Origin of the sequence: Flavobacterium sp. NRK1 (genome assembly GCF_024054175.1) — a bacterium.
Taxonomy (GTDB): Bacteria; Bacteroidota; Bacteroidia; order Flavobacteriales; family Flavobacteriaceae; genus Flavobacterium.
This window is the reverse complement of sequence record NZ_JAMXLA010000001.1, coordinates 986,793-1,005,502: the sequence shown is the minus strand read 5'-3', so window position 1 is coordinate 1,005,502 and position 18,710 is coordinate 986,793. Positions and strand designations below refer to the sequence as shown.

At 29.8% G+C, this 18,710-nt stretch carries 16 protein-coding genes; 8 read left to right on the top strand and 8 right to left on the bottom strand.

The genetic code is table 11. From position 1 onward, the window contains the following. Positions 1 to 7: 7 nt before the first annotated feature. From NHE85_RS04810 to NHE85_RS04800, 3 genes are read right to left on the bottom strand one after another with little or no spacing between them, the layout of a single operon-like run. Positions 8 to 535, bottom strand: a complete 528-nt coding sequence (locus NHE85_RS04810; RefSeq protein WP_252810184.1) for a hypothetical protein — start codon at positions 533 to 535, stop codon at positions 8 to 10. Further along, entirely contained in the window at positions 507 to 728 is a 222-nt protein-coding gene (locus NHE85_RS04805; protein ID WP_252810183.1) for a hypothetical protein, read from the bottom strand. The genes NHE85_RS04810 and NHE85_RS04805 overlap by 29 nt, the downstream gene beginning before the upstream one ends. 20 nt (positions 729 to 748) lie before the next feature. Then, the gene (locus NHE85_RS04800; RefSeq protein ID WP_252810182.1) at positions 749 to 1,153 is read right to left on the bottom strand and encodes a hypothetical protein; all 405 of its coding nucleotides are present in this window, start codon (positions 1,151 to 1,153) and stop codon (positions 749 to 751) included. Positions 1,154 to 1,234: 81 nt separating this feature from the next. On the opposite strand from NHE85_RS04800, the gene NHE85_RS04795 reads away from it, so the two are divergent. Next, positions 1,235 to 1,474 carry a helix-turn-helix domain-containing protein gene (locus NHE85_RS04795; protein WP_252810181.1) on the top strand — a complete coding sequence of 80 codons (240 nt, stop codon included), beginning with the start codon at positions 1,235 to 1,237 and terminating at the stop codon, positions 1,472 to 1,474. A 316-nt stretch (positions 1,475 to 1,790) separates the two neighbouring features. Here the strand turns inward: NHE85_RS04795 and NHE85_RS04790 are convergent, their stop codons facing one another. Together NHE85_RS04790 and NHE85_RS04785 are read right to left on the bottom strand one after the other, a co-directional pair. Continuing rightward, positions 1,791 to 2,225 (bottom strand): JAB domain-containing protein, encoded by a 435-nt coding sequence (locus tag NHE85_RS04790; RefSeq protein WP_252810180.1) that lies wholly within the window; start codon positions 2,223 to 2,225, stop codon positions 1,791 to 1,793. A gap of 118 nt (positions 2,226 to 2,343) precedes the next feature. Beyond that, positions 2,344 to 2,718, bottom strand: coding sequence for a hypothetical protein (locus NHE85_RS04785; RefSeq protein WP_252810179.1), 375 nt, complete (start codon positions 2,716 to 2,718; stop codon positions 2,344 to 2,346). Positions 2,719 to 3,221: 503 nt separating this feature from the next. Here NHE85_RS04785 and NHE85_RS04780 point away from each other — a divergent pair. The 7 genes from NHE85_RS04780 to NHE85_RS04750 all read left to right on the top strand — a co-directional run bounded on the left by NHE85_RS04780 (position 3,222) and on the right by NHE85_RS04750 (position 15,049). Next, complete coding sequence (locus NHE85_RS04780; RefSeq protein ID WP_252810178.1) at positions 3,222 to 6,554, top strand: helicase-related protein; 3,333 nt, start codon at positions 3,222 to 3,224, stop codon at positions 6,552 to 6,554. Continuing rightward, on the top strand, positions 6,554 to 9,913 hold the full coding sequence (locus NHE85_RS04775; RefSeq protein ID WP_252810177.1) for an Eco57I restriction-modification methylase domain-containing protein: 3,360 nt from the start codon (positions 6,554 to 6,556) through the stop codon (positions 9,911 to 9,913). Before NHE85_RS04780 ends, NHE85_RS04775 begins: the two co-directional genes overlap by 1 nt. A gap of 1 nt (position 9,914) precedes the next feature. Continuing rightward, on the top strand, positions 9,915 to 11,897 hold the full coding sequence (locus NHE85_RS04770) for a hypothetical protein (protein WP_252810176.1): 1,983 nt from the start codon (positions 9,915 to 9,917) through the stop codon (positions 11,895 to 11,897). 234 nt (positions 11,898 to 12,131) lie between these two features. Further along, positions 12,132 to 14,087, top strand: coding sequence for an ATP-binding protein (locus NHE85_RS04765; RefSeq protein WP_252810175.1), 1,956 nt, complete (start codon positions 12,132 to 12,134; stop codon positions 14,085 to 14,087). Further along, the gene (locus tag NHE85_RS04760; RefSeq protein ID WP_252810174.1) at positions 14,084 to 14,569 is read left to right on the top strand and encodes a hypothetical protein; all 486 of its coding nucleotides are present in this window, start codon (positions 14,084 to 14,086) and stop codon (positions 14,567 to 14,569) included. Before NHE85_RS04765 ends, NHE85_RS04760 begins: the two co-directional genes overlap by 4 nt. Positions 14,570 to 14,585: 16 nt before the next feature. After that, a complete protein-coding gene (locus tag NHE85_RS04755) occupies positions 14,586 to 14,780 on the top strand; it encodes a hypothetical protein (RefSeq protein ID WP_252810172.1) in 195 nt (64 codons plus the stop codon). After that, positions 14,777 to 15,049 carry a hypothetical protein gene (locus NHE85_RS04750; RefSeq protein ID WP_252810170.1) on the top strand — a complete coding sequence of 91 codons (273 nt, stop codon included), beginning with the start codon at positions 14,777 to 14,779 and terminating at the stop codon, positions 15,047 to 15,049. The genes NHE85_RS04755 and NHE85_RS04750 overlap by 4 nt, the downstream gene beginning before the upstream one ends. Positions 15,050 to 15,079: 30 nt before the next feature. Here NHE85_RS04750 and NHE85_RS04745 read toward each other — a convergent pair whose 3' ends face one another. The 3 genes from NHE85_RS04745 to NHE85_RS04735 form a co-directional block, all read right to left on the bottom strand. Continuing rightward, complete coding sequence (locus NHE85_RS04745; protein WP_252810168.1) at positions 15,080 to 16,162, bottom strand: DUF3871 family protein; 1,083 nt, start codon at positions 16,160 to 16,162, stop codon at positions 15,080 to 15,082. Beyond that, positions 16,137 to 17,015: an AAA family ATPase gene (locus NHE85_RS04740; RefSeq protein ID WP_252810164.1), complete on the bottom strand. Its 879-nt coding sequence runs from the start codon at positions 17,013 to 17,015 to the stop codon at positions 16,137 to 16,139. The genes NHE85_RS04745 and NHE85_RS04740 overlap by 26 nt, the downstream gene beginning before the upstream one ends. A 165-nt stretch (positions 17,016 to 17,180) precedes the next feature. Next, the gene (locus NHE85_RS04735) at positions 17,181 to 18,389 is read right to left on the bottom strand and encodes a site-specific integrase (protein WP_252810162.1); all 1,209 of its coding nucleotides are present in this window, start codon (positions 18,387 to 18,389) and stop codon (positions 17,181 to 17,183) included. Positions 18,390 to 18,710 lie beyond the last annotated feature (321 nt).

The window sequence follows — 18,710 nt, the reverse complement described above, 5'->3', positions numbered from 1 at the left end:
TAAATATTTATTGGTTAAAATTGGTTTGAAATTCTTCGGAGTAATACACTGTATTAAATATCTCGTGAAACCGAATTACAGCGTCAAACTCATCAGGATTAAGCTGTATTATTAGTTTGTTATTTTCTTCAGCATTGCACAAAATAGTGATAGTTGAACTAAAGAATAATTTCCTACCTACCATTTTATACTTCTTTACCCAAGAACATACAGCATTTTTATCATGCTTATTTATTGAATTAAACTTTTCAATGGCTTGTTCAAAATAGGTGCCTTGTTCACAAATTTCAACTACCCTTTGTAATTCATAGTATAACTCAAGTTCAATGCAATATTTATCTCTCTGAGTACATACACATGGATAAGGAGTAGCTTTAAATTGGTGCCATTTATCCCATTTTCTGCAAATAGTTTCCTTAATAGCAAACTGAAAACAGCCTTTATTATCAGCAATCCAGTTTTTAATTGTTAAAAGTTTGTTATCCTCAGGAAGTGATAAAGAGAAACTATTTTTTTGCATCTTCTTTGTAGCCATCCTGTATCCATAATACTGTCCTCACTATAATCCAGAAAATAAAGAAACTTATAATTGATATTAATATAAATACATCAGGTCTCTCTACTGCCATAGCAGCTACTAAAAATGTTATAGGAATAAGGAATGAAATAAAAACAAGTAGTCTTAAAGTACCTTGAGATAATTGTTTTAATCGTGATATAAATGCCATATGATTTATTTTAAAAGTTTTTATAAAAAGATTCCTGCAAGTAAAAGCATAACAAGTAATAAACTTGTAATAATAATACCAGACCAATCAGTTGAATTTTGTTTACTATAACTATTTAATAGTGGAGTGTTATCTTCTCCTGCTTGGTAAGGAATATCATTATCATTTAAAGTTTGGGCTTCTGATGTTGAATGAACCCTATCCCAACTGTTTAATTGCTCTCTAAAAGGGTTATCCTCAAGAGTATCAACATTGACTTTTGATTCCTTCTGAATGCTATAATCTAATGGAACTTTGGTTTTGGATAATCCCCCTTTAAATGGACTTTTATCTTTAAAAGCTTTTATATCTTCTTCATTTATCCCAGACTGAGCGAAAGAAGCATGGGCGAATAATATTGAGATTGTTATATATATATACTTCATAATTTAATTTTTTAATGAAACAAATATAGTAAGGTTATCAATATTGATAACCTTTTATTTATCAAATATGACAACTTTTGAATGAGATATTTTCAAAAGTTGAACAAACAAGACTTTCAAAATAAGATAGGTAATAGAATTAGACAGCTTAGGGAATCAAAAAGCATTACCCAAGTTGAATTGGCGCATCTATGCAATTTTGAAAAATCTAATATGAATAGAATAGAAGTAGGAAATACAAGTATAAATACATTTACTTTATATAAAATTTGTAGTGCTTTAGAAATCTCGTTGCAGGAATTCTTTACTTTCGAACTGTAGCATTTGGCTATTTGTTAGTTACAAGCCTATTTACTGAGTTTTATCTTAAGGAATAGAACAGGATTATTAGAAAGACCTTTTTTAATCTGTTTTATATCAACTTTTCGCTATATTATTATATCTTGAATTTTTAATTCAGTAAGAATTTAGATTAAATACAGGCTTTAATCCATTCCTTCATATTTAAACACATTTTACAATTTCTACTACTATAATAGGGAAATATAAAAGTGGCAACATAGTAGAGTAAAGAGATAGTAGGGAGTAATAATAGTTGATAAATAAGATATAAGCAGAGATACTATAAAGGTTAATTTTATAAAGTACCATTATCAGCAAAGCTGTAATAATACTCTTTAGATATTATAAGATGATCAAGAAGTGCTAAATCTAATAGCATACATGCTTCCCTGAGTTTTGTTGTAATTCCTTTATCTGGTTCACTAGGTTGTAAATTACCTGAAGGATGGTTATGAATCAGTACCAGAGCACTGGCATTACACTTTAACGTTACTCCAAGGATTACACGTATATCTACCACAGTACCTGAGATACCTCCTTTGGATAATTCATATACCCCGAGGATTTCATTAGCCCTGTTAAGAAGTATTATTTTGGACTCTTCAATATATTCTATTGTCTCTAAGTTCCATGTGGGTAATATTGCTTTGTAAATATCTTTACTATGCATTATCTTTTGTCTCTGAGTACTTTGGTTAGTATAGGAAACTTTTATTTCTGCTAATTGCATAATTTTAAAATTAAAAAGTGCCAAAGTGCCGCTTGTATCTGAAACTATTTTTCAGCAGTTTTTAAAAACCACCAAAATAAATGTTCGGATAAAAAGGCACTTTAGCACTTATTGCACTTTAGATTTGTTGCTCTCGAAGTTCTTCATAATGTCCATTTTTGGAAAAGGCATTTACATTTGCATGTAAATTCTTCATTTCCTCAGGAAGATACACATACCTGTAGCTTAAGGTAATTACTTCTCCTGTGTCTCGAATAGTGTACTCATACGGGTCACATTCTGCTTTAATAATACTTCCTGGCATTTCTGAGCCAACAAGAGCTTTACAGGTTTCTTCATCAAAGGTTGAGGCAATATAGGCTTTCTTAGCTGTTGCATAAAATTGGCCTGTACTTTGGCTGGGAACTAATTCAATTCCACCAGTGATTTCTAATACAAAGAATTCTTTGCCATCTTCAGCCTGTCTCTGTTTGTAGTTTACAATTCGCACCATAATACTTAAAGGTTTTCGAGTTTAATAATAACACTATGGAATAACATTAATCCATAATGGCAGGCTGCATAGCCTGCACAAATAAGTGGGGGTGTTTAGTGTGGTGCTGTGTGTTGCTGAGGTTTACTAAGAGAAATACATTATAGTTTGAATGATTGCTTGCGTTATGCTCAGGACACCATAAGATGTATAATTTATATTTTTCCGAGAAAAGTGGAGTAGAATTTAAGGCTAAGATTGTGGATGTAAGTAAAGAGAAAACCTTCAAATAAATTGCATAGATTAATATATCTGCTTTGAAAAATATACTTTATAAAAAAGGTACGGGGGGAATTTCCTTTTTAAAAAGACAACGGGGCTGTTTTATAAGGTAGTATACGCATGTATATTTTTTTTTTTAAAAAATTTAGAAGGTCCATCTTATTCCATTTAGGAATAAAAGTACAAATCGAGGTAACATAGTGAATAAAATAGTAATTTTGAGTTTTATCATATTCCATTAAATGTCAACAAAATTTTTCACCAACAAGGATTCTAACAGCCTAATTAATAAGTTTAAAGGTGTATTTGAACATCAAAACATTCATTATTTCGATGCACTAATTGGTTACTTTAGAGCCTCTGGTTATTTCAATTTAAGACCATTTCTTGACAATATTTCTGAAATAAGAATATTAGTAGGTATAAATGTTGACGAATTATCTGCCGAAGCAAAACGTAAAGGACAATTATATCTTGAGAATACTGACAAAACTAAAGAGGAATATTTAAATTTTATAGCTGAGGATATTGCAAAAGCATCTTACAAAAAAGAGACTGAACAAGGTATTTTACAATTTATAGAAGATATCATTTCAAAAAAAGTTGTGATTAAAGCCCATGGGAAAAGAGCTTTACACGCTAAAATTTATATATTCCGCCCTAACCCCTTTAATGAACATACAACAGGAAGCGTAATTACAGGATCTTCAAATTTGACTGAAGCAGGTTTAGGCACAAACCAGGATTCGAATTATGAATTTAATGTATTATTGAAAGACTATGAAGATGTAAAGTTTGCCACAAACGAATTCGAAGAGTTGTGGGCAGAGGCTACAGAATTGTTGCCCGTTGATATAAAAGGGTTAAAAAAGAAAACTTATCTTAATGAAGATATTACTCCATATGAGTTATATATAAAAATGCTCATTGAGTACTTTGGCGATGCTGTTATTAGAGATAAAATTTCAGGAAAGGATCTACCTGAAGGTTATACAAACCTACAATATCAGGCAGATGCGGTAGTTGAAGGGTTTGATAAACTCATGAAACATAACGGATTTATTCTTGCCGATGTAGTAGGTCTTGGCAAAACTATTATTGCAACGAGAATTATCAAGAAATATATTGAGAAAAACGGATACAACACTAAAGTGTTAGTAGTATATCCAAATGCTTTGGAAATAAACTGGAAAAATACAGTCAAAGACTTTGGATTAGGAAATTATATCCAATTTGTTTCAAATGGCAGTTTACATAAAATTATTGATGGCGAAAATGCTAACTATCACAATCCAGAAGATTATGACTTAATAGTTGTAGATGAAGCTCACAAATTTAGAACCTCAAGTTCTAATATGTATGGATTATTAGAATTAATATGTAAAACACCTAGAATAACTGTTGGTAATGACATAAATAGAAAGAAAAAAGTTATGTTAATTACCGCGACTCCTCTAAATAATCGCCCTGATGATATTGCTAACCAAATATATTTATTTCAAGATTCTCGCAAATCAACTATTGAAGGGGTTCCAAACTTACAATCCTTCTTTTCTCATAAAGCTGAAGAATATAAAAAATTATATAAAATAAGTGATCATAAAGAACTTATTCAGAAAGTTAAAGATATTTATTTACCAATTAGAGATAAGATTTTCACAGAGCTGGTAATTCGCAGAACAAGAGCAGATATTAAAAATATCAAACGATATAACGAAGATGTCAAGTCACAGGGTATGTCATTTCCTGAAGTTAATGACCCTAAAAAAATTGAATATCATTTCGATGATAACTTAGAGCAATTATTTTTTAATACTGTCACTAGTCTGATTGATGATTTGGGATATTACCGTTATAGAGCAATTGAATTTATTAATGATGAATATGCAGACCTCTATGATAATGCAAAATTAATTTCTCGTCAGCTTTCAATGATTATGAAAACCCAAATGGTAAAACGTTTGGAAAGTAGTTTTTTTGCTTTCAAAAGCTCCTTAAATCGTTTTTATGTTTCAAATCAACGTATGATTGATATGTTTAAAAACGGGAAAATTTTTGTTGCCCCGGATTTGGATTTAAACAAATTATATGATGAGGGTAAAGAAGATGAGATTGAAGACAAAATCAATAAATTAAACGAGAATTCACCTAATAATAAAGTATATAAAGCTGAAGATTTTGATTCACAATTGCTAGAAGGCTTAAAAAGAGACCAAGAAATTCTTGCCAATTTATATAATCAATGGCATGATATTGAAACTGACCCTAAAACTAAAAAATTTATAGCCTCCTTAAATGAAACTTTATTAGGAGAAAAAAATCTTGAAAAAAAACTGGTTATTTTCTCAGAAAGTAAAGAAACAGTGAACTATTTAGCTGGTGAACTTGAAAAAACAGGTCGTAAAGATGTCTTAGCTATTAGTGCCGCAAACCAAAAACAACGCTATAATACTATTCGTAAAAACTTTGATGCCAATTATCCGGAAAAGCATGAGAATGAATTCAATATAATAATTACTACTGAGGTATTGGCTGAGGGAATCAATTTACATCGCAGTAATGTCATTTTAAACTATGACATACCTTGGAATGCTACTAGACTGATGCAACGAATAGGTCGTGTAAACCGTATTGGTACCAAAGCTGAAGAAATTTTAGTATATAACTTTTATCCTACCGCACAATCAAACAGCTTAATTGAACTAAATGAAAAAGCCTTAAAAAAGCTACAGGGTTTTCATACTGCTTTTGGTGAAGATAGTAAAATCTACTCTGAGCAAGAAGAATTAATTGAAGGAACTTTAGGTAATTTACAACCCAAAGAAGAAGTTGATGAGCGTTTGCAGTACCTTGAAATTGTTAGAGAACTCTATAATGACAATTATAAAGAATACAAACGTCTACACGATTTACCCATGAAAAGCCGTGTAGGTCGTTTTGCAATTATAAAAAATAATTTAGCGGAGGAAGTAATTGGTCAGAGTATTGAAAACGGGGTTTTGTGCTATTTGAGAAATAATATAAAAGAAGGCTTCTACATTTGTAACAATAAAAACTGTGTGGAAATTACATTTATTCAGGCAGTAAAATTATTTGAAGCAACATCAAAAGAAAAAAGCACGACATTAATAGAAAATCATTTTGATGCTGTTAATTTAGCGACACAACACTTTAAAAAAGTATACAACACCATTTTCACTACGGAAGAATATGACACCTCTAACCTTTCGGTTCAGGAACGAAACTCAGTTTTATTCCTGAATAGTCTTATTGATTTAAAGAAAAACTTTCCAAATGAAATTTCTGATGATTTTGAAGAACTAATACAAACAACACTCAAAATAATTTACATGGGTGTATTCAGAAAGTTTCGTAACGAAATAGCAAGTTTGGCAGCAAGACAAAAGAAGAAAAGGTATCCATTAGCAAAAATTGTTCAGGAGTTAAATAACATCATGAATAATTATCCTATTAAACAGATTGCCAGAATGGATAGTTTACGTTGGGAAAACGAAAAAGAGCAAAATAATCAATTTGAAGAACCAAAAATTGTAATTACAGAAACCTTTGCATAATGAAAATTCAAGAACTAAAAGAAGTATTACAAGGTGCATATAGTCGTGAAAAATGGATCAAAACCCTGCAATTCCTTTCTGGTAATAAAAATTTATTATCTATTTCATTAGAACCAAAACCAGAGATAATAAAATCGGCAAAAGCTAAGGAAATTGTTTTTGACATAATTCGTTTAGGCACTTTAAAAACTATAGACGGTATTTCCTTACCTATTTACGATACTACATTGCAAGATGGCATTAAAATAGAATATAATCGTGTTGGCGTTAATGACTTGCTTAAAAAGCATATTCTAAAAGATGCTATCAAAGGAGCGATTGTTACCTTTCATTACAAAGAAGAATACAGTAAGAAAGAATGGCGCTTTTCCTTTATCAGTAAATTTGGTGGCAGTGATTATTTTGCAGAATTAGAAAGTGTAGAAACCAACCCTAAAAAATACACCTATATATTCGGAACACCCGAAGAGCATCGTACAGCTTTAGAACGATTATACAATTTAGAACAATCTCGTTTTAGGCTGGAGGATTTCTTTGAGGCTTTCAATGTAGAACCGGTATCAAATAATTTCTTTAAAGAATATAATAACTTTTATCACGATTTCATTTCTGAGTTAAGCAATAACAAACAAAGCAGAAAAATCTTTGAAAAAGAAGGCATTACTATTGAAGAACTGGAAAAAGACATTAGAAATTTTGTAAAAAGATTATTAGGTCGTTTGGTATTCCTATATTTTTTACAAAAGAAACGTTGGTTGGGAGCATCAAATAAAAACTACAATGACGGTGACACTAATTTTTTATATAACTTATTTAATCATGATAATGAAAGTAGAATAAATTTTTACAATAAATGGTTGAGTGAGTTGTTTTTTAATGCTCTCAATACACCTAATAGATTAAATGATAGCTTTAAATTACCTCATGGTGACTATGTATGGATTCCCTTTCTTAATGGTGGACTTTTTGAAGAAAATCAGGAACCAAATAAACATCGTGAAATTCAATTTCCACCTAAACTATTTGAGCTACTATTTAAGTTTTTTAACAGTTACAATTTTACCATTTTTGAAAACAGTCCCGAAGACCATACTATAGCGGTTGATCCAGAAATGTTAGGGCGTATTTTTGAGAATTTACTAGAAGATAATAAAGATAAAGGAACTTTCTACACACCAAAAGAGATAGTGCAATACATGACTCAGGAAAGTTTAATAGAATATCTAAAAATAAATCTACCTCATTCACGAGAAAATATAGAAAATTTAGTTAAACATCATAACTCAATTGGTTTTAAAGATAGTCATTTAATACAAGTTGAGAGATTAATAGATGAGGTTAAGATATGTGATCCTGCTATTGGATCTGGTGCCTTTCCCATGGGTTTGCTTCAAGAAATTTTTGCTCTTAAAGCTTTGATTCATTTCAAACTTGATAGAGATATAAGTTCATGGGAGCCTGCTAAAATTAAGCAAGAGATTATTCAAAATTCAATATTTGGAGTAGACTTAGAAAATGACGCAGTAGATATTGCACGTTTACGTTTTTGGTTATCGCTAGTTGTAGATGAAGACATACCTAAACCCCTTCCTAATCTTGATTTTAAAATTGTACATGGAAATTCTATTTTAAGCCGTTTCAATGTCAGAGATTCGATTAATAATGTTTTCAAAGACTTAAATTCTAAAAGAAAAAAAGAAAAAAAAGAAGAAGTTGATATATCACACTATAAAAACTTAATGAAAGAATATTTAAATGCTACAGATCCTCACCAAAAAACAGTTTTCAAGCATTTAATCAATGAAATAAAATCAGCTTTTACGTACAATTTAAGCAACAAAGAAATAAATAATATCTCAATTGCTAGAGGTCAATATCAAAATTTAATTGGAGATAATCTTTTTGGTGAAAAAAAGGGAAATAAAAAAGATGTTTTAAAAGCAAAAAAAAGATTAGAATATTTAGAAACTCAACGTGATGATAAGGAAAAAGGGAAACTTTTTGAAGAATCTTTCGAATGGAGATTTGAATTCCCAGATGTTCTCAATGAAGATGGAGATTTTACAGGATTTGACATCGTAATCGGCAATCCTCCTTATGTTTCTGCTGTAAATATGAGACGAACTGATTTGGAAAAAAGCGAATTTAAAAAGCAATACCCTGAAGCTACCGGATCTTATGATTTATATTTATTATTTCTCTTAAGAGGCGAAGAACTAATGAAAGAAAATGGAATTTATTGCTGGATTATTCCTAATAAGTTTTTAATAGCAAATTATTCGAAAAAAACAAAAGAGAGATTAATTCAAAAATCTTTGAAGTATTCACTGAATGTTTCAAATTTTGACGTTTTTAAAGGTATAGGTGTCTATCCAATCATTTTATTTGGAAATTCAAATCAACTAAACAATTATAAAGAATTAAAAATCAATAAATTTTCCGACCTATTATATAGAAAATTTGAAGAAGTGGAAGAACTCCCTGATTACAAAAAATTTAAAGATTTTAATTTAAAAATAAATTCAGGAGCAACAGGGTTTCAAGCAAAAGAAATAAAACAATTTGTTTATGATAATCCAACCGAAAACTCAATTCCTTTCACTGTAAGTGGAAATATTGACCGTTATAAATGGAATAATAAAAAAGTAAAATATATGGGAGATACATATATTGAAGCCTATATTGAAAAAAATAATGCAATCGCAAACACCAAAATTGCATTTTGGGAAAGACCAAAAATTGTAATTGCTGGAATGACTAAAGTTATTGAAGCTGTATATGTCAAAAGCGAATTAGGACTGGGTGTAGGAATATACGGAATATATGAATTTGGAAACTTTTCTCCTTACTGTTTAACGGGACTTTTAAATAGTAAATTTTATAGTTATTATTTTAGAAAAAAATTTAAAGACAAGCACTTAGCCGGAGGTTATTTAGCTATAAACAAATCTACTATTGAAGAATTCCCCTTGATTGAAATGACTAAAGCTAATCAATCAGTAATTGATATTTTATCTCAAATAATACATTTTTTCAATAATGAACTTAAAACAGAAATATCCAATGTAATTAAAAACAATTTCATTTCTAATTTTTTCGAAGAAATTATTGATGGATGTGTTTTTGAGTTATATTTTGAAGAACATATGGAGGAGAAAGACATTAATATAATTGATGATGTTAAAAATTATCTTCAGAAAAGTGGTCTAACAGAAGATTTTGAAAAAATAAATGAAGAAACTAAAAAACAAAAGATTTGGGAGTTATATAAAGAAATGAGCACTGGAATTGTACAGATAAAAATGACTGACTTTGTAACCAAAAGTCCTGAAATTTTGAAACCAATTTTACAGAGCTAATATGAGTGCGATAAATAAAATTAGGATACATAACTTTAAAGCTTTTTATACCAGTACAGAACCTGATGAAATTGTATTGAATGGTAAACACTTACTGATGTATGGAGAAAACGGTAGTGGTAAAAGCTCAATTTACTGGGCACTATACACTTTATTTCAATCTGAAACAAAATCTACTGAGGAAATTGCAAAATATTTTACTCCTACTCATGATGAACAACTACTAAATTTCAATTACCTTAATCATAGGCCTGACTTCAAGACTGATGCGGATGGTAAAATTACAAATCCGACTGATATAGGTAAAAATGCAGAAGTAGAAGTACTATTAGAAGATGGTACTTCACTAAAAATTGATAAAGATGGCATTTATGAAAGTATAATTAATAAAATACAAGACTTACACCGCCACAGTGACTTTATTACTCATAGGTTATTGGTTAATTTTTATAATTTCAGAAACTCCAAAGAAATCAATCTTTGGGAAGTTTTTGTACGGGATTTTTTTCCATTTCTGCGCATAGATAGGGGAAAGGGTGATCTTACCTTATGGCAAAAACTAAAAGAAATAGAAAATAATCCCCCATTTAATATAAATATAGCTACTAAAAGATTTAAGCGCTCTAAAAGTAAATCTCGTCAAAAGTGGATCAGTGATGAAATTAAGAAGCTAAACGAGGATATTGAATATTGGATAGGTAGGATTAATGTTATTGCTAATGATGTTTATAAAAATGAGCTTAAAATTGAAGATGAAATTCTAATATATATTCAATACTCAGAACCGTTTCGTTATGAACATTATAAAAATAACGAATTTGTAAAAGATAGTATAACTTATATTCAGGGAACAGGTTATGCAGGCTTTAATAATCCAAAATTAATACTAAATATTAGGAGAAAAAATCAGGACGGTACCTTTTCATTAATTCATAGGCCACAAGCCTACTTAAACGAAGCGAAAATTACACAAATAGCTTTATCCATTCGTTTTAGTTTACTTCATAAAACTATTAAGCCAGATTACCCTGGGCAATTTTTAGCTTTAGACGATTTATTAATTAGTTTGGACATGAGCAATCGAGATGTTGTACTTGATGCCATATTAAATATTTATTCTAAACGATTTAAGATTTACTTTTTTACTCACGAAAGAGGTTTTTTTAATTACACCCTTGATAAAATAAAAAATATTGGTTTTGAAAAAGAATGGTTAATCAAAGAGATTTATGCAGATAGTGCAAATAAAAAACCTTTCATTAATTCATTACCTAATAAACTCAAAAAAGCAGATTATTTTATATTAAACCACGACTATCCAGCTGCAGGCATTTATTTAAGAATTAGATGTGAAGAGATTTTTGATAATTTATATCCAGATAAAGAAAAATATAAATTAAAACAAAATAATGAAGGAATATATGAAACGCAATTACAAAGCCTTAATGATAAAATATCAAATTTAGAGTTTTTTTGTAATCAAGAAGGCATTGATTATTCAGAATTTAAAGATTTAAAAACATATAAAAGTGTAATATTAAACTCATTAGCTCACAATGACATTAATTCTCCAATTTATAGAATAGAGTTAATAAAAGTTAAAGATGTTTTAGAAAAATTAGAAAAATATGAAAGAAGTATATCAATCTATAAACCTCAAAATACATTTACTTTAAAATTTAAAAAAGCAGATGGTAATGATTATATAATTGGTATTACAATTACGGATCACATCAAAATAATAGAAAAAAAAGGTGAATTCAAAAGAGCTTCAAATTTTTGCAAGGCATATATTTCATATATTAGTGATAATGGAAGTGAGCAAAAAAATTTAAAAATCGAAAAAAGATCAATTAAAGATTTAGTTCAAGAAATTTGTGATGAACTTGAAATTAAAAATGAAATCTCTATTGAAAGTGAAATGACATATAACAGAGATGGTTCAACAATACAAAGCAGAATAAATGCATTGGCTAATGAATAAATTAATACATTATTAGGACCTGGAAAAATTCATGTTACATCAAGGAACATGGTCTCAACCAAATAAAAAGATAATTGAGGACATCTTTAAAACACCGAGTGTTACTTTTAAGATATTATTCAGTTTAGCTTAAAACTCTTAGGATAACTATTATTCTACTCAAGTGAATATGCGTTTGTATTATATTGGAAGTATTGTAGAGAAATTAGAAACAATTATTTAAAAAGATACATCATGAGTCAAATGTTAGCCGAAATTAGTAGGATTGTAACTGAAGATATTAGTAATAGAGTTACTCAATACGATGTGTTGTTTGAAGCTATTACAAATTCAATTCATGCAAATGCAACTAATATTAAATGCTATTTAAACTCTAATGATAGCCAACTCACAGATGATGAGAAAGAGATTGGTTCTATTAGGGTTGACACTATTAAAATCATTGATAATGGTGATGGATTAACTGATGAAAACTATAAATCATTTTCAAAATACAGAACAGAGTTTAAAAAAGCTTTAGGGTGTAAAGGTGTAGGGAGATTTGTATTCTTAAAAGTATATCAATCTGCAAATTACACAAGCAAAATAAAATCTATTCAGGAACAACGATCAATAAATTTTGACTTTGATTTTGATACTGAAAACTTACAAAAAGAAAAAGCAGAAGTTTTAGATAATGAAACACAAATATTCTTAAGTAATCTTACCAAGCAATATTTTGATAGTGAAAATGACAAGAAACAGGACAAAAGAATTGAGCTAGATCTACATAATATTCGCGAAAAGGTATTAATGAATCTGATACCAACTTTATTTTTCTACAAACAAAAAGGAACAAATATTACTATTGATTTTATAGATGAATTCCATCAGTTATCGGTACAGATTAAGCCCGATGATGTTCCTGATTTTTTAAAGAAACCATTTGAAATTAAAAATTCAGATGGAATTGCATTTAAATTCCTACTTAACTATAAAGTTGAAAATACTCCTGGCTTACTTTATACTTATTATTGTGCAAATAATAGAACCGTTTGCCAATTTGAAGATAAAGACTTCAAAATATCAATGCCTTATGGATATTCAGGCTTTATGCTTTTAGAATCTGAATATTTCAATCAGAAGGTAAATAACGAGCGAAATGACTTTGACATTTATCCGGTTAGAACAGATATATTTTCTACACTTTCTTGGGAAATGATTAATGCTGAATTGAGAAAACACTTCAGCGAAATAGTTAAAGAAGGAGTTCCTGAAACAAAAAGAATCAATTCTGAAAAAATACAACAAATCCAAGAAGAGAGGCCTTATTTAGTACAATACATTGAGGAAGAAGACATCCAAATGGCTGGCTTCTTAGATAAAAGAGCTATAATTGAAAAAGCAAAAAAGCGCTTTGATACAGCTAAAGAAAAGGTTTTAATTAATGCCGGAAAAGAAGAATACAGTGATGATGAATTGAATGACGCTATACAGCTAGCCCAAAATGAATTAGTATCATATATTAATGATCGAGTAATTGTAATTGAAAGACTTAAAGCATTAGTTGATAAAAGTGAGCGTGTTGAGTCTATAATACATAATTTGTTTATGGAGAAATACACTAAGGATAATTACTTCAGTGTGGGCAAAAATAACTTATGGCTCTTAGATGATAGATTTACCACTTATAGTTATGCAGCAAGTGATAAAAGAATAATAGAAGTACTGACTGATATAAAGGAAACATTAGAAGATGTTGACATATTAAATGACAAACCTGACTTATCATTATTCTTTTCTCATAATCCAAATAATCCTGAAAGACTAAAATCAGTAATGGTTGAAATAAAACCATTTGACTTTTCAACTAAATCAGATAGAAAAAAATTTAATGGTGTTCAACAGCTAATTGATTATGTTAAGGCATTTAAAAAAAAGGAGAATATTCAGGAAGTATATGGTTATTTAATTACTGATATTGATAAAAAACTTGCTGACAGATTAGAAATAGATGATTATGTACCATTATTTTCTTCTGAGGCTCCAATTTATCATAGACACTACGATAAAATAGGAATTTCCATTTATGTTGTAAGTGCTAAAACATTAATCTATGATGCTGAAGCTCGTAATAAAGTATTTTTAGAAATTATACGAAAACAAGCACGTATTAATAGACTAATTGAAAAATCTGAAACTGCAAAATGATAGGTATATCAAATGAGTCTGATTTTGAAAAGCATATTCGTCAAGACATTTTAAATAATCTCGTCTCTAATAATCCGAATTATAAGATATTTGACTTTAAGAAAGCTGTAGACATCCTTATTGCGCGTAATAATACTAATCCTGCTTTGTTTTTTCTTGAAATTAAATATCACAAAATTAATCATGGTAGATTAGGCTTTGGTCATAGCAAAGGAGGTGGATTTCAACCTGAAGTACTAAAAACAAATATTGACTATTTTGAGACAAATCTGAGATGGATCTTAGGTCACGAATCAAGTGATAAATATTGGTTTGTTGACAATAGCATATTGAGACAGTACCTAAATGGTAATGCTGTTGAAGAAAAATATAATGGTATTAAATTGAAATTTTTTACGGAAGTAGAGGGATATAGTATAGACGAATTAACTTCTATATTATCAGAATGGTTAGGATTAAATGGATGCTCCAAAATTCAATAAGTAATTATTTTATCATATGAAATTAGATATCAATTTAATTGTTGCAATAATAGGTGCAACAGTAACCTTATTAGGCTATTATGTGACCAGATATCTTGAGAGAAAAAAAGAAATTGAATTCCAAATAAGAAATAAGAAAATTCCAATTTATGAAGAGTTTTTCGAATTCTACTTTAAGGTAATATTTGGCACAAAAAATGGAAAAAAATGAGCCACAATGAGATGGTGGCTTTTTTTCAAAAATTCAATCAAAAGGCAATAATTTGGTTTCCTAATGAAATCCTTAAGTCATATATTGACTGGAAAAATGAATTAAGCTTCTTTTCAGAAAATAATTCAAATGAAAACTTGAAGATTCTTATACTTAAACAAGAAAACTTAATGAAACAATTTAGAAAAGATATAGGCCATAAAAATGATAAGATTGAAAAAGGAGGAATCTCTTCTTTATATATTAATGATTTGGATAAATTAGTATAATCCTAGCTCTCTCACAGAGCTAGGATTAATTCAACTCAAAAACCAAGCATAGTGCGAACTACCACTTAGTGCTTTTACAATACCCTGATTAAAATCAAAGGCATTGACATTCCTTTCAAGAAAAGTATCAATATAGCTACTCTTATTAGCCTGTGTAAACAGGTTATATACATTCCAAAGGTTGATGTTTCCTGAATCATCCCTACAGAAACTTTCATCCTGATAATAATCTTTAGCAATTGTGTTAAACTGTCCATCATTGAAATCTAAATTAGGTATTTCAGATTTTAATTTTTTAGGAATATGATTGTACAACCTTGCTCTTCCTAATAGGGTTGCAAACTGACTCTCGGAAAGAGTATAATTTGTAAATTGTTCCATCTTCTTTAAGTGCAATTCTGCATTATAGCTTTGCATTATTTCTAAGGCTTTCTCTTGCAAATCTCTTGTATGCATTACTTTTAGATTCTCTAATAAACCATCAGTATTTATGCAAAGATTTAAACAAACCTGATTTTGGAAGCCAATAAAGAATTTAAACTTTTCAGCAGACTTTTTACTATAGAGATTTTCTTGATTAAGTGACCTAACTCCTCCTACTGTAAGCTGTAACTCATTACCTCCGATTTTCTGAGATATATTAGATTTCATTATAAATGCCATCCTTTCATAATATATAGTTTTCTCATACTCTAGTAACTCTTTGACGGGCTTATGTATTGCTGTTGGCACTCTGCCTTTGATTTGGTGGCTAACTCTTATCTCTGATGTTTCAAACCTTGCATTAGGAAATGCTCTGTAAGTAGCTTCCTGTACTGCTTCAATAAATTCCTGATGAGCTATAGTCTTTTCATTATCCTTTGAAAACACAGGTATTATACAATCATTACTTAAATGTTTCAATTCCACTTGTGAAGTATTAGATTCTATAAAAGGTCTTTTAGGTGTAGATACCTTTATTGGTTCCTGAGTATGACGTAACTCCTTCGGAGCTTCTGTTGTAGCTTGCATAAGGCTCAGAGGCGTTGTAGGTATATTATAATTATTCTGTCTTATAACAGGTTTTAATTGCATAGCAGAATTATTACTAGGATTGATATTGGGATTTTCCATTATTATTAAAATTTTGTGGGTTTAACGTATACTCTTGTGATATAATAGCATCTTTTTGTTGCTTAAAATTGTACTCCAACAGTTCTCTCCATTGTGCATAGTTATTATAGAGAATCTTAAGGTCATCCAGATTATCACACTCTTTAATCTTGTTCCTAGCATCCTGTAGATTAGTGCCACTATTGCACCATTCTAATATCATCTTACCTATGGCAGAAGTAATGATAAATTCAGGTTTATTCATAAATAAGCCAGTCCTGTCCTTACTTGCTCTTACAAGATGATTCTCATTGATAAGTTCAAAGTTTACAGTTAGCTCATACTCAAAACCCTCCTTAGTGATTTCTTTTGTGCCAAGCTTTTGTACTTTAAGTTTACCTGAGGCATCTCTGTCAATATCATATTCTATCTTTCTACGAGTTGTAGTTATGATATGGCAGTCTGATTGAAGTATCTTATCTATAAATGCCTGGTGTCTTGGAGTAACTTGAGCCCAATCCTGAAATCTACCTCCTAATTTCTCATGGATATCCAAACATCCTCCTGAACCATTCCATTCATGGGTGATGCTGTCAATAATAACAACTGATATTTTAGCTTTCTCGCAGAGTGTAATAGCTTCTATATATCTCTCAGGGCTATAGGGAGGAGATAAATCAAGTACATTATAACTGCCTAAATCTGAATATAGTGAGGCAGAAGAATTTTCTGTATCTATGACTGCAATTTTATTCCAGTCATTTGTCATACCATAGGCTAATAATAAGGCTGACTTAGTCTTACCAAAGCCTGAAGCTCCGCTTATGCCTAAGCGTAGCTTTACCTGCCTTCTTTCTGATGGTCTAAGTTTCATAATTTTAATATTTAAAATGATTAATATTTAAATGAAAAAAGCAGCTAATACGCTGAAGTACTAGCTGCTTACTATTTTACATTCAGATTACTCTGAATAATTTTAAAGGATTATTAGTGATTAGTTTTTAGAAAAAAGTTTTCGAATAAAATGGCACTTAAGGACTTAAAGGAGTTTTGAAAAAGCATCATCTATGACATCGTTTTCAAGTTCTTTTAAATATGCCTGTGTAATAGCTAAATTTTGGTGTCCCATTGCTTCAGAAATTACATCAGTAGAAACCCCTTTTTGTTTTAAATTGGTAGCAAAACTATGTCGAGCCACATAACTCGTTATTTTATGTTCAATTTCGCATATGTCAGCAATTTTCTTTAAATCGCTATTGAACCTTTTTAAAGTTTTTTCTTTCCTGTATTCAAGCTGAATTGGTGTGGAATCATCACGTAAGATTATAGGGAAAACGTAATTTGTATCACGCTGCTGTTTTTTGTAATAATCCAGTATTTCCTGAACTGGTTCAAGTATTTTAATAGTGAACCTTCCTTTAGTTTTACTTCGGATATAGATTATCCTATCCCCAACGATATTATCCCAGGTCAATTTCATCATATCGAAGAAATTCATCCCTCCTGTATAATAACTGAAGACAAAATAATTTTTAGTATTCAATAGAGTAGGATGCTCTTCAGTATTGAGATTTTTAATTTTCATTATATCGTCAGAACTTATAGCACGTTTATTCCCCTTTCCTTTAAGTTTAGATAGCTTGTAGGCATCAAAAGGATAGTTTTCTTTTTGAGCATAGCCTTTTTTTATAGCACTATTATATAATGCTCTGAGAGCTCTCATTTTTACTGCTATTCCACTATCTATGCCTCCATTAGATCTTAGGAATACTTCATACTTATCTAGTAGTGCGGGTGTAATGTCTTTAAAGTATATTTTAGTGTTTTCTAAGAATTTAAAAAAACTATTTTTAGAATCTTTAAAAAATCTTGCGTTACCGGTACGCCCGGATTTATTCATATCTTCGATATGCTCATCCCAGAATTCATTTACAGTGATTCTCTTGTCTGTTTTAAAATTGAAAAATTGTGCTTCAAATTCATCAAGTGTTAGATCATCTCCTTTGCCCAAAGCATCAGAAACTATTTTTTCTGCTCTTTTACCTATTTCATCTAGAGATTTATTGAGTTGTGAATAATTTGAAGCACTTTTCCTTAATTCAGATTTAGTTTCATTCCATTGTGATTTTTCACAGGATAGCTTAAGGGAAATGAATTTGGTTTTTCTATCTTTAGTTACCCTTAAATAAATAGGATATGTGCCATTAGAAAGCGGTTTTGCTCTTTGAACTATTTTAGTGTTAATCATAGCGTATAATTTTTGGGTACAACATAGGTACAACAAATTTAGATAAAATGAGAAAAAATTGGAAAGTAAAAGAAAATTCAAATTTGTAAATCCTCTATTTTTCAATGGTTTTGAAAGAATATGAAAATAAAAGAAAAATATATTCCTCTGACTCATAATCAGGTGGTCCCTGGTTCGAGCCCAGGTGGGACCACTGGTTTTACAAAAGCCTTCACAGCAATGTGAAGGTTTTTTTTATGTTCAGACTGCATTCTCATGCAGGGTTAGAGTTAATGCCCGCAGTCTATCAAATTTTAAAAATGGAATAAAAGAAAGTATTTA

Coding starts and splice junctions, on each gene's coding strand:
- NHE85_RS04810 (WP_252810184.1), bottom strand. CDS start 535: ATGGCTACAAAGAAGATGCAAAAAAATAGTTTCTCTTTATCACTTCCT.
- NHE85_RS04805 (WP_252810183.1), bottom strand. CDS start 728: ATGGCATTTATATCACGATTAAAACAATTATCTCAAGGTACTTTAAGA.
- NHE85_RS04800 (WP_252810182.1), bottom strand. CDS start 1,153: ATGAAGTATATATATATAACAATCTCAATATTATTCGCCCATGCTTCT.
- NHE85_RS04795 (WP_252810181.1), top strand. CDS start 1,235: ATGAGATATTTTCAAAAGTTGAACAAACAAGACTTTCAAAATAAGATA.
- NHE85_RS04790 (WP_252810180.1), bottom strand. CDS start 2,225: ATGCAATTAGCAGAAATAAAAGTTTCCTATACTAACCAAAGTACTCAG.
- NHE85_RS04785 (WP_252810179.1), bottom strand. CDS start 2,718: ATGGTGCGAATTGTAAACTACAAACAGAGACAGGCTGAAGATGGCAAA.
- NHE85_RS04780 (WP_252810178.1), top strand. CDS start 3,222: ATGTCAACAAAATTTTTCACCAACAAGGATTCTAACAGCCTAATTAAT.
- NHE85_RS04775 (WP_252810177.1), top strand. CDS start 6,554: ATGAAAATTCAAGAACTAAAAGAAGTATTACAAGGTGCATATAGTCGT.
- NHE85_RS04770 (WP_252810176.1), top strand. CDS start 9,915: ATGAGTGCGATAAATAAAATTAGGATACATAACTTTAAAGCTTTTTAT.
- NHE85_RS04765 (WP_252810175.1), top strand. CDS start 12,132: ATGAGTCAAATGTTAGCCGAAATTAGTAGGATTGTAACTGAAGATATT.
- NHE85_RS04760 (WP_252810174.1), top strand. CDS start 14,084: ATGATAGGTATATCAAATGAGTCTGATTTTGAAAAGCATATTCGTCAA.
- NHE85_RS04755 (WP_252810172.1), top strand. CDS start 14,586: ATGAAATTAGATATCAATTTAATTGTTGCAATAATAGGTGCAACAGTA.
- NHE85_RS04750 (WP_252810170.1), top strand. CDS start 14,777: ATGAGCCACAATGAGATGGTGGCTTTTTTTCAAAAATTCAATCAAAAG.
- NHE85_RS04745 (WP_252810168.1), bottom strand. CDS start 16,162: ATGGAAAATCCCAATATCAATCCTAGTAATAATTCTGCTATGCAATTA.
- NHE85_RS04740 (WP_252810164.1), bottom strand. CDS start 17,015: ATGAAACTTAGACCATCAGAAAGAAGGCAGGTAAAGCTACGCTTAGGC.
- NHE85_RS04735 (WP_252810162.1), bottom strand. CDS start 18,389: ATGATTAACACTAAAATAGTTCAAAGAGCAAAACCGCTTTCTAATGGC.